The organism is Paenibacillus pini JCM 16418 (assembly GCF_000576305.1).
Taxonomy (GTDB): Bacteria; Bacillota; Bacilli; order Paenibacillales; family Paenibacillaceae; genus Paenibacillus_AQ; species Paenibacillus_AQ pini.
The window spans coordinates 1-11,836 of the sequence record NZ_BAVZ01000025.1 but is presented as its reverse complement, the minus strand read 5'-3'; the positions used below and the strand labels follow the sequence as shown (position 1 = coordinate 11,836).

At 44.1% G+C, this 11,836-nt stretch carries 9 protein-coding genes, 1 pseudogene and 1 riboswitch; of the genes and pseudogenes, 4 read left to right on the top strand and 6 right to left on the bottom strand.

Going from position 1 to position 11,836, the window contains the following annotated elements; all coding sequences use genetic code 11:
* Positions 1-132 precede the first annotated feature (132 nt).
* Positions 133-321: a hypothetical protein gene (locus tag JCM16418_RS21085; RefSeq protein WP_036652934.1), complete on the top strand. Its 189-nt coding sequence runs from the start codon at positions 133-135 to the stop codon at positions 319-321.
* Between the two features lie 113 nt (positions 322-434).
* Here JCM16418_RS21085 and JCM16418_RS21080 read toward each other — a convergent pair.
* The 4 genes and pseudogenes from JCM16418_RS21080 to JCM16418_RS21065 form a co-directional block, all read right to left on the bottom strand.
* Positions 435-2,058 (bottom strand): annotated as a pseudogene (locus JCM16418_RS21080) (ABC-F family ATP-binding cassette domain-containing protein).
* 119 nt (positions 2,059-2,177) lie between these two features.
* A complete protein-coding gene (locus tag JCM16418_RS21075; protein ID WP_036652932.1) occupies positions 2,178-3,182 on the bottom strand; it encodes an MBL fold metallo-hydrolase in 1,005 nt (334 codons plus the stop codon).
* Positions 3,183-3,457: 275 nt separating this feature from the next.
* On the bottom strand, positions 3,458-4,489 hold the full coding sequence (locus JCM16418_RS21070; protein WP_036652929.1) for a cytochrome d ubiquinol oxidase subunit II: 1,032 nt from the start codon (positions 4,487-4,489) through the stop codon (positions 3,458-3,460).
* Positions 4,486-5,832, bottom strand: a complete 1,347-nt coding sequence (locus JCM16418_RS21065; RefSeq protein WP_036652927.1) for a cytochrome ubiquinol oxidase subunit I — start codon at positions 5,830-5,832, stop codon at positions 4,486-4,488. Before JCM16418_RS21065 ends, JCM16418_RS21070 begins: the two co-directional genes overlap by 4 nt.
* A 359-nt stretch (positions 5,833-6,191) precedes the next feature.
* Between JCM16418_RS21065 and JCM16418_RS21060 the strand changes: the two genes are divergently transcribed.
* Together JCM16418_RS21060 and JCM16418_RS21055 are read left to right on the top strand one after the other, a co-directional pair.
* Positions 6,192-7,328 (top strand): virulence factor, encoded by a 1,137-nt coding sequence (locus tag JCM16418_RS21060; RefSeq protein WP_036652925.1) that lies wholly within the window; start codon positions 6,192-6,194, stop codon positions 7,326-7,328.
* A gap of 112 nt (positions 7,329-7,440) precedes the next feature.
* A riboswitch (Lysine riboswitch) is annotated at positions 7,441-7,637 on the top strand.
* 138 nt (positions 7,638-7,775) lie between these two features.
* Complete coding sequence (locus JCM16418_RS21055; RefSeq protein ID WP_036652922.1) at positions 7,776-9,245, top strand: amino acid permease; 1,470 nt, start codon at positions 7,776-7,778, stop codon at positions 9,243-9,245.
* Positions 9,246-9,341: 96 nt separating this feature from the next.
* On the opposite strand, the gene JCM16418_RS21050 is transcribed toward JCM16418_RS21055, so the two are convergent.
* Positions 9,342-10,475, bottom strand: a complete 1,134-nt coding sequence (locus JCM16418_RS21050; RefSeq protein ID WP_036652921.1) for a transglutaminase domain-containing protein — start codon at positions 10,473-10,475, stop codon at positions 9,342-9,344.
* Between the two features lie 217 nt (positions 10,476-10,692).
* Positions 10,693-11,334 (bottom strand): bifunctional 4-hydroxy-2-oxoglutarate aldolase/2-dehydro-3-deoxy-phosphogluconate aldolase, encoded by a 642-nt coding sequence (locus tag JCM16418_RS21045; protein ID WP_036652919.1) that lies wholly within the window; start codon positions 11,332-11,334, stop codon positions 10,693-10,695.
* 266 nt (positions 11,335-11,600) lie between these two features.
* Here JCM16418_RS21045 and JCM16418_RS21040 point away from each other — a divergent pair, with 266 nt between their 5' ends.
* Positions 11,601-11,798: a hypothetical protein gene (locus JCM16418_RS21040; protein ID WP_036652917.1), complete on the top strand. Its 198-nt coding sequence runs from the start codon at positions 11,601-11,603 to the stop codon at positions 11,796-11,798.
* The last annotated feature ends 38 nt before the right edge of the window (positions 11,799-11,836 follow it).

The window sequence follows — 11,836 nt, the reverse complement described above, 5'->3', positions numbered from 1 at the left end:
CAAAGCGATATCATGTGGGTCTAGAGAAACATAGTTGCTTCTGGCAAAGAAGTTTTGATCATGCCATCTCTTGTGGGGAAGGACAAAAACGTATAGAATAAGGACACCAATGTAAAAGGGAGGATGCCACCGATGACAGAAAACAATGAAGATACTAAAAAAGTGAATTTGGCGGATGCGATCCGCAAAAAGCTTGAGGAGAAGAAGCAACAATCCTCTGGAACTAAACCAGGTTCTTTTCAAGGCGGTGCTCCTCATACCATGAAGAGCCAAAATAACAAAAAGCCAAATAACCAACGCCGACGTACCGGAGGTTCATAGAACCAGGGTTGACCGCGTTTGAACGTAATGCGGACATACGAGTATGACAAAAGGCTGCTCTTCCCTTTCGGGAGGAGCAGCCTTTTGTCATATATGGAAATTACTTAGACAGCTTATAAGCCGCTAGGATACATTTTCTCTCTCAATGCTTTGACTTCATCGCTTTCGAGATACTCATCATAGTTCATCGAACGATCGATGATACCTGTTGGAGTAATTTCGATAATTCGGTTGGCAATGGTTTGAATGAACTGATGGTCATGCGAAGTAAACAAGATGGTTCCATCGAAATCAATTAAACCATTATTAAGAGCTGTAATGGATTCTAGATCCAAGTGGTTGGTAGGCTCATCGAGCAATAGCACGTTGGCACCGTTTAGCATCATTTTTGCAAGCATACAGCGTACTTTCTCTCCACCGGAGAGAACGCTAGCTTTCTTCAGTGCTTCTTCACCAGAGAACAACATCCGACCAAGGAAACCACGTAGGAACGTTTCATCCTGATCCTTGGAATACTGACGAAGCCATTCAACAAGGTTCAAATCCACGCCGTCAAAATATTCGGAGTTGTCTTTCGGGAAATACGCTTGAGTCGTAGTAACTCCCCATGTGAATTCTCCAGCATCCGCTTCTGAACGTCCCATCAAAATTTCAAATAGTAACGACTTCGGCAGCCCATTAGGTCCAACGAGTGCGATTTTATCACCTTTATTGACGATAAAGCTAAGCTCATCAATAACCTTCTCACCTTCAACGGTCTTCGTAAGGTTCTCAACCGTTAGAAGCTGCTTACCTGCTTCACGTTCTGGTTTGAAATGAAGGAACGGATATTTACGGTTGGAAGGACGAAGATCGTCCAGCGTAATTTTATCCAATTGCTTCTTACGAGAAGTTGCTTGTTTGGATTTAGAAGCATTCGCTGAGAAACGTTGAATAAACGCTTGCAGCTCTTTAATCTTCTCTTCCTTCTTCTTGTTCGCATCGCGCTGCAGTTCAAGCGCAAGTTTACTGGATTCATACCAGAAGTCGTAGTTACCCACATAAAGCTGGATTTTACCAAAATCAATATCCGCAATATGCTACATACCTTGTTCAGGAAGTGACGGTCATGGGATACAACAATAACGGTGCCTTCATAGTCCATAAGGAAGTTCTCAAGCCATTGAATCGATTCGAGGTCCAAATGGTTGGTAGGCTCATCGAGAAGCAGGTTGTTCGGACGGCCGAACAATGCTTGTGCTAGCAATACACGAACCTTCTCGTTACCGCTTAGCTCTACCATTTTCTTATCATGCAATTCACGCGAAATGCCTAGACCGATAAGAAGCGCAGCAGCGTCCGGCTCAGCATCCCAACCATTCAGTTCAGCAAATTCTCCTTCAAGCTCACCTGCACGTAGTCCATCAGCTTCGGAGAAGTCTGTTTTAGCATATAGCGCGTCCTTCTCTTTCATGATTTCATATAGACGAATATGACCCATAATAACCGTCTCTAGTACTGGAAATTCATCATATTCATAATGGTTCTGCTTGAGCACCGCCATCCGTTCGCCCGGAGTCATGTGAACATCGCCCATATTGCTTCGATCTCACCCGAAAGAATTTTCAAAAACGTTGATTTGCCTGCACCGTTCGCACCGATGAGACCATAGCAGTTGCCCGGATTAAATTTTATATTCACATCTTCAAAAAGTGCGCGCTTTCCGTAACGGAGCGTCACGCCGCTTGTACTGATCATTAAGTGTTACCATCCCTTCACAATAGGCTTCAGCACATTATAGCATAAAAAAACATCCGATCGAAGTCCATTCCCAAGTAGGAATGAATTAAGATGGATGTTTTACTGTATTTTACAGATTATAGATCAGGTCTACGAAGTTCAGGATGAATTCTCAATGTCTGTCCATAGCTTAGAATTTGTATGCGGTCTTGTTCAATGTTAAGTCGTATTCGTTCATTTTCCATACGATCAAGCGCTTCTCTTGCCGTATCATCAGCGAGCTTAAAGGTACCGTAATGCATCGGAATCATCGTCTCTGCCTTCACATCCAGAAAAGCACGCAGCGCTTCCTCAGGATTCGTATGCTGTGATGTCATAAACCATTCCGGTTCATACGCTCCAATAGGCATCAATGCTACATGGATGTTGAACTTTTCGCCTATTTCTTTGAATCCTGGGAAATAACCGCTATCTCCGGCAAAATAGAGGTTCGGTGGCAGCGACTGCACCCCTCTACTTGCGCTATTTCCTTCTTCCTCCAGCACAGGAGGCTCCACCGGTTCGAGAACAAAGCCTCCCCAATGAGAAGTATTGGTATCGAAAGGAGTTCTACGCGTCCAATGCTGTGTAGGAACGAAGCTAATGCGTACATTCCCCACTACAATATGTTCCCACCATTTCATCTCCACGCAATTGTGAAAACCTTTACGAATCATTTTTGACTTGAGTCCGATCGGTACAATTAGCTTGGTACCCGCTCGGTAGAGCTTGCGGATGGAAGCCAAATGCATATGATCGTAATGGGAGTGCGATATCAGCATCACATCTAATGGAGGCACATCATCTATCGAAAGTCCTGGCTCGCCGAGTCTACGCTCAAAGCCCATTCTGCGTGCCCAAACTGGATCCGTGATCATATTTAAGCCCTCATACTGTATGAAAAAGGTCGAATGTCCGATCCACGTAATAGCCGTTTCCTGCCTGTTCTGATGTAAATAGTCAAGTTCAGGCTGCACATTAGGTACCTGATACGATGAGTAATCCTTCTTCTTCTGCCTTCGTTCATTACGCCACTGCCTAAACTGCTTCAACGTCTTATCTGTACTAATATTGTCCATATTGTTGTATCGGATCTTGGGCAAGGTTACCCCTCCTTCTCCGAAATTACGGAAGTATATATCCAAATTACCCGATATAAAACCGGTTGTACCACATCATTCGTCACAGCCTCACGTATTACCTCTACGCAAAAAAATTCCCGGTTCCCCGGGAATGATTCGCTCCTATTGTATTCACATGTCATGATGTCCTATTCCGAAGGGTCCTTATACTTGACAGTATAGATCGCCAGAAAGAAAATGGACACGACCACAATCAGCATCGGTGCAAAAAATATTGAGAAATCTTCCACGCCTCTTCACCCTTTCTTATCTGAGCTCCCTCGGATATATTTAGCATCAAATAAAAACAGCCGCATAATTAATATCAACGAAGGTACAAGTACGATAATTCCCAGACTAAAAGCAGATATCAATGCGATCGCCATCGTATCATTCGTGAAATTCTCGTAAATGTTAATGTACTTATACAAAACATATGGCAGATGGGAACGTCCGTAACCAAACCAAGCGAAGGCGAACTGAAGCATGACAAAGATAAATGACCAACCCAGATGGATTCTTTTCCATACAAAATATACAGCTAGCACGAAGCATACAAATGAAGCAACAAACATCCAAGCAATATGTAGCATCGCCTGAAAATGTTCAGGATTTTGCTTGTTTATTTGAAAGAATGCGAGTAAAGAAGCCAGAATGGTTGGTCCACTCCAAGCAAGTGCATACCTTCTAATGATTTCAAAAGCTTCTTTGTCCCCGCTTCGTTTCGCATAAAAGGTCAAGAACATGGCTGAAATATACAGAACACTCACGAGTGCCAATAGAATAACAGACCATGTGTAGGGATTTCTAAAAAACGTAACCCAGTGAACAATGACATTCCCATCTCGCATCCCGATGATTCCACCCTCAGAAATGGCGAGAATCGTTGATAATGCAGCCGGAATTAGGATACCTGTCGCACCATAAAGTGCCATGTATAATTTGTTATTCTCTTTACTTACGCCATACGTATTGAAAGCATAATATACACCCCGTATAGCCAGCATGACGATAACCAAACTCCCTGGAACGAGCAACGCCGTACCATAATAGTAAGCAGCATCCGGAAAGAAACCGACTAAACCTACATAGAAGAACACGAGAAATACATTTGTCACTTCCCAAACGGGGGACAAGTAACGCTGTATAATATTGTGCACCTTGTTCTCGTGACCGAGTACGACACTATAGAAGCTGAAGAATCCTGCACCAAAATCAATCGAAGCTACAATCATGTACCCGAAGAGGAAGATCCACAGTACGGTAATGCCTACAATTTCATAGTTCATTTGCGTTCTCCTCCTTCGATGCCAAGCATTTTCATCTCATCGATCGCATTTTTATTCCGAAATAGCTTACTAAGCACTTTAATACATGAGAAGCAAAGGACGAGATACAGCAAAATGAACAGAATTAACATCCAGCCTACATTGGTAGATGTCGTTGCCGCTTCGGTTACTTTCATATATCCCCTCATGATCCATGGCTGTCTGCCGACTTCCGCATACATCCAGCCCACCTCAATCGCTGTCAGCGATAAGGGACCTAGTGCCATGAGTCCAATCATCATCCACTGCGGATACACTTTTTTACCCGGCAATCTTTTACGTAACATATAGATCAGAGGTATTACGACAAGTAGAACACCAAGCGTTACCATCGTATCGAAAAAATAGTGAATAGACAGCGGCGGCCGTTCGTCCTCTGGAAATTCGTTCAGTCCAATCACTTCGGTATTTAGCGCATTACCTGCTAATATACTGAGCGCATAAGGGATTTTGAGACCAAACTTTACTTCGTTATTCTCATCCAGCACTCCGCCGTATACCAATGTGGCATATGCACTCGTATCGAAATGCCATTCGCCTGCTGCCAATTTCTCTGGCTGATACTTAGCTAAGTATTTACCCGAGAAATCTCCGATAATCGCAGTTGCAATCGCAAATACAAAAGTTGAAATTACCGTTAGTTTTAGAGCCTTCTTGAAGTACATATGCTTGTTTCCTCTCGCAATAGAGAAGGCAGCAAGTCCCGCTAACACACCGGCGCACATGGTATACGAAGACACCAGTACATGAGTAACCTTCGTGGGCGTAGCTGTATTGAGCATGGCAGCAATCGGATTAATATCAGTCAGTATGCCATCTGACAATGTGAAGCCTTGTGGTGCATTCATAAACGAATTCACTGTCGTTATAAATACCGCCGAAGCTGATGATCCAAGGGCAACAGGAATAAGCAGCAGCAAGTGCGTCATCCTGTTCGTAAACCGCTCCCACGTATACAAATAAATCCCTAAGAAGATCGCTTCAATAAAGAAGGCAAATGTCTCCATGAACAGCGGTAAAGCAATAGCTTGTCCTGCCACCCGCATAAATGTAGGCCACAGTAGGCTTAGCTGAAGACCGATAGAGGTTCCTGTGACCACGCCTACAGCTACCGTGATAACAAATCCTCTAGCCCAGCGCCTTGCAAGTAACGTATAGTGCGGATCCTTAGTACGAATGCCTCGCCATTCAGCAAGAGCGATCATCACGGGGATGCCTACACCTAGAGAAGCAAATATAATATGGACAAACAACGTAAGTCCTGTCAGAATCCGGCTCAGCAGGACAGGATCTAGGGATGACATAACCGTATCTCAACTCCTTCTTCAATCGTGGTAGCAGCTAGCCAAAATAATGCATGTAACGTGAAAAGCCTTTAATCGCACCGTATAGACAGATTGCAGCAATAATTAAACATATAACAATCAGTGTTTTCTCCTGTTTTTTGAAATTCAGAGCCATCAACCTCCGTGGATATACATGCCCTCAGATACCGGGAATTTTTCTAGAACTGGGCACTCCTAGATAGTTTGGCTTTATTACCCTACGGTTATCCAATTCGTATAAAAAAATTGCTTATATCTCGCACACGTTTATGTTTATGAATGAAATAAGGTAAAATAAGAAACAGATTGAACAATGCAGTTCGAAGGAGGCTATTCTTATGAAGATTAAATTTATTGAACCTACCCCGAGTCCCAACTCTATGAAGCTCCATCTGGACGAAAGTCTGGAGCCCGGGATCCGTAAGACATATACACTGGATAATGAGCGCTCTGCTCCTGCATGGATTCGTGAATTACTGCATATCGATGGAGTGAAAAGTGTATTTCACACTTTGGATTTCGTAGCTCTGGAACGCAAAGGAACGGCAGACTGGTCGGTAATACTAGGTGAAGTGCAGGAACGATTTGGACAAGAGAGTTCCCAGAGTGGCAACACGGAGATCGAACCAGATGCCCCTGACCATTTTGGTGAAGCTGAAGTTTTGGTGCAGTTCTTCCGTGGTATTCCAATGCAAATCCGGGTTAAATCCGGTATGAATGAAGCGCGCACTGCCCTTCCACAGCGGTTCACCGATGCAGTCATGGAAGTCGCTGCACAAACGATGATTAAGGAACGTAAGCTTAAAGACTATGGTGTGAGGTACGGTGAGTTGGAAGATATTGCACGTGATATTGAGCAGGAGCTTGAGGCAGCATTTCCTGAAGCACGGTTGAAACAGGTTATTAAGCAGGCGATCGCTCATGGAACAAGCAATGAGGAGTTCGTGGAAGAACGTGGCGAATTAAGTGATTCGGAGCTGAAAGATGCACTACAAAGTAGCGACTGGCGCATCCGCTATGCGGCTTTCGATGCTATGGAGCCGACTCCTGAACGGTTACACTATATCGAAACCGCCCTGCATGATGAGAAAATGCAAACTCGTCGTCTAGCCGTTGTCTATCTCGGGGATTTACGCACACCAGCTGCCATGGATCTGCTCTATGAAGCACTTAAGGATAGCTCTCCCGCGGTACGACGTGCGGCTGGCGATACGTTATCCGATATTGGTGATCCCGTTGCCACACCTGCGATGCAAGCAACGCTTAAAGACAGCAGCAAACTTGTCCGCTGGCGTGCAGCCCGCTTCTTGTATGAACTCGGCACAGAGGAAGCCCGTTCTGCACTTGAAGAAGCGATTCATGATCCTGAATTTGAAGTTAGCCTTCAGGCTAGAATGGCCCTCGAGCGCATCGAATCTGGTGAACAAGCTGCAGGTACAGTGTGGCAGCAAATGGCTAAACGTACCCGAACTTAATCCATCAAATGAATGTATTTGTTAGATATAACCATTTGAATAATAAGATATGATTGATTAGGATAGAGTATAGTCAATTCAATATAATTAAAGATATAACCTCATCCTACCAAGATGAGGTAGAGGTTGCGGAAGTGATGAGTAAGACGTGATGAGGCGTAAGAGCCGCCTATGATTCACGACTGAAAGGCGCCTTCCGCCGAAGTGTGAAGATCTGCTCAGATGATCTCCATGCTGGGTCTGTTGCCGAAAGGAGCAGAACTGTCGCGACTTTTTCTCTTGAAGAAGTCGTGTTGAGCTATCTTTCATGGAGTCAAGGATGCGTGAGTTATTGTGATTAAGTAGACCGCGGCATGTCCATGCCTGCGGTCTTTTTGTCATCAAAACAAGCGAATCCACCCTCCTTGATTTGGTTCTAAAGTTATTTTAGAAGGGATGAACATATTTATGTTTAGTAGCAAGAAACCGCCTGCAGAATCACTGAAACAAAGCTTAAAAGCAAGACATATGACCATGATCGCGCTTGGAGGTTCTATAGGAACAGGACTATTCTTAGCCAGCGGCAGTGCTATATCCTCCTCTGGACCCGGTGGTGCTATCTTGGCCTATATCGCCGTTGGGTTGATGGTTTATTTTCTCATGACAAGTCTCGGCGAGCTTGCAACCTATATGCCTGAGTCAGGTTCTTTCAGCACTTATGCTTCCCGCTTTGTAAGTCCAGCCTTTGGCTTTGCGGTAGGATGGAACTTCTGGTACAACTGGGCGATAACGATTGCTGCAGAACTTGCTGCCGCGACCGTCATTATCAAATACTGGTTTCCACATTCATCTTCTATTCTATGGAGTCTATTGTTTCTGGTACTGATGTTTGGACTGAATTTCTTATCCGCCAAAGGCTACGGTGAATCCGAATATTGGTTTGCTATTATTAAAATTGTTACCGTAGTTCTGTTCCTGACGCTTGGTGTGCTGATGATCTTCGGTATCTTCGGCGGCAAGCCTGTAGGACTAAGTAACTTTAATCTAGGCGGAAGCTCATTCCATGGTGGATTTTTTGCTTTTATCGGGGTCTTTATGGCTGCCGGCTTCTCCTTTCAAGGAACTGAGCTAATTGGTGTAGCTGCTGGTGAAAGTGAGAATCCTCGTAAAAATGTGCCCCGAGCCATTAAACAAGTGTTCTGGAGAATCCTCATCTTCTATATCTTCTCCATCATTGTCATTGGTTTACTGATTCCATATACCAACCCTAATTTGATTATGAATAATCTAGAAAATATCGGAGTCAGTCCTTTTACACTCGTGTTTGAGAAGGCTGGACTCGCCTTTGCCGCTTCCGTCATGAACGCGGTGATCCTGAGCTCCGTTCTCTCAGCTGGCAACTCCGGTATGTATGCTTCAACTCGGGTCCTATACGCAATGGCCAAGGATGGTCTTGCACCTAAAAAACTCGGTAAGTTAAATAGTCGCGGGGTTCCTATCAATGCCCTGTTACTGACTACTGGCATTGGTATGCTCGCCTTCCTAGCATCTTTCTTCGGTGATGGCGTGGTCTATAACTGGCTATTAAATGCTTCAGGCATGTGCGGATTTATCAATTGGCTGGGCATTGCCGTGTGTCATTTCCGATTCCGCAAAGCTTTCGTAGCCCAGGGTCATTCACTTGACGAGCTTCCTTACCGTGCGCGCTGGTTCCCATTTGGTCCCATCTTCGCCTTTATTCTGTGCTTGATTGCCATTGCAGGTCAGAACTTGGGTGCTTTCACAGGACGTTCGATTGATTGGTACGGTATTCTGGTTTCGTATATAAGTGTGCCTCTATTCCTTGCCATCTGGCTCGGATATAGATTGAAAAAGAGAAGCCGAATCATTCCTTTAGATCAATGCGATTTAACTACCCGTCCTGCTTCAGAGAACTAAATAAATATAAAAACCCCTTGTAACGCCGGATAAATAGCCTGCGTTACAGGGGGTTTTTGGTACATACATATAAGCTGATTTATAAAGTTCCTATATTCATTTCCACGTTACATATACCTTTAAATCACCTGTGTCTTCAAAAGGACTATGTACATACGAAATCGAACGAACACCAAGTGGGTACAAATCCTGTAATACATCGATGAGCTGCTTCTCCGTACCTGCAAATCTAAACAATAATGCATGCTGCTTCTGCTTAATCACAGGCTTCGCTTTAGCTCTAAGCTCTGCTGTAGTATGCACAACTTCACTTTTGTTAAATAGCTGGTACTCAAGCTGACGCTCTAAATTAGTATACATTGCTTGGTCACTGCCGCTCTTATTCGCAAGTGCTGTAAGCGTATTTCGGTAGAGTGTCGAAGCAGCAGGATAAGACTTGGTCCACTGATGATCCCTTCTCATCTGCTCATCTGTTCTCATATAATATCCAATTCCAATTTCTCCTGGCCGATCAGGGGCAGGATCATCCCAAGTTGTGTCCAAATGGTACCATTCACCGTCTAGAAGGACTAAATTCCATGCGTGAAGCTGACTAACTCCCGTATCTGACGGGGTAGCTGAGCCCTCCACAATTTTATTCGTAATCCCCGCCTCTTTCAGCAGTTTATACGTCAGTAGGGAATATCCCTGACAAACGGTACTTCCTGAACTTAGGCCATCATACGCCGTGTATTTCTGAAGGGTTACGTCATATTTCAAATTAAGCACTACCCAGTCATGAATAGCTTTAATCTTGGCATGGTCATTCATCCCCGGCTTTATAATCGACTTAAGGATCTGTTTAGCACGAGTGGATACGTAAGCTGTCTGCTGAGCGGTCTCCCGGTAGCTTAGCTGAACGGTCACCTGAGCCGTCTTGGAATTGCCTCGATAAGAATATCCGTAACTCTCGATGGTATAATTAATGTATGGGTCGCTTTCCATGGCTTTGCTCAATGCTTTCTTAAGCTGTTCCTTGAGCGAATCCGTCTTGCCTGAATATTCAAATTCAACAGACTCTTGGTGCTTATTCATGGCATTAAGTAGCTTCTTTTGAATATCCTCCACACTTCGAACGCTAGATGATGAACTCGTAAGGGCATACACCTTTTCCCAATTTATTGTAGGGGGTACAGCACATGCCACTAGCCCCCCGATCAACAGCACTTTAAGGAACGTATTGCGTTTCATGATTATGCAGTACCCTCCCTTTTCCGTAAGCTCTCAATAAGCCTATATGAACAAGATAATGTATATATTGTATCACATTCTGAACCTAATCTTCATATGACCGCAAGAGACAAACCATATATTAGCCTCGTCATAAGCCTCCTCGAAGACTCTATTCTCAAAAAACCACATATATGCCTATGCACCTGTTTTGTCCACAAAATCTCAGCAAATCCTATTATGGGGTTACTTCTGTTGTCACTGCTCCACGTACGAATTTACTTACTTGTCTTTGTATTGCCTCTACATCACCGCTAATAAGCGCGCCTTTGGGCATAAGCGCACTTCCTAGACCGACTGCACTTGCCCCTGCCGCAAAATAATCGGACATATTCTCCAGTGTCACGCCTCCAGTTGCCATGATTGGAATATGATTAAGGGGAGCCCTAATTTCACGTAAATAACCTAATCCCAGGCTTGCCATGGGGAATAGCTTAATGATCTCAGCACCTGCTGTATAAGCAGTCACAATTTCCGTAGGCGTCATGGCCCCTGGCCAAATATCAATTCCTCGTTCTATGGCAAAAGAGATCACAGCTGTATCCACATTAGGTGATATTAGAAACTGTGCTCCTGCATCGACTGCTTCTCGTGCCATGTCCACGTTTAGGACTGTACCGGCTCCTACGTAAGCTTTGCCCTGATATCGTGAACGCCAATCTCCGATAATATCTAACGCCTTGTCGGTATTCATCGTCACTTCCATAAACCTAATACCCCCAGCGACAAGTCCAGCACCCGCTGTCTTAGCCTGCTCACGAGTAATTCCTCTTACAATCGCTACTAGTTTAGCCGCTAACAACTCTTCTGTCAGATTCATGTTCCAGCCTCCACTTGATTAAGTATCTCAACATATATTCGCAATTTTACGCGTGTTCCCTCTATCGTGATAGCCATTCTTTGAATCATACACAATAAATCGAATCTTTTTTGACTAAAATTTGCCGCATCTATTGTTAAAAACTACGGAAATTTGACCCAGCTTTCGCTATAATATAAATATTCGCTATACATTTAGTCATAACGGGGACATGCTGGTTGGCTTATCTAAACCCTCAGTCTACCTTACGAATGGAGAGATTGTCCGTGACGTACGTGGATACTTCCAATATATCGGCACAAATGTTTATTACCGTGCTGCTATTTTTAATTGTAATTGCACCTTTGTTCAGTTTAGCGATCATGCGCTTTTTTCAAGGTAAGAAAAAGGCAGGTTTAACACTGATCGGTAGCGGCATTGCCGCCTATCTGATATTCCAGTTAATTATGATATTAGTATTTTGACAGCTTAAAGTCGCACAACAAAAAGGGTACCCTCCTAC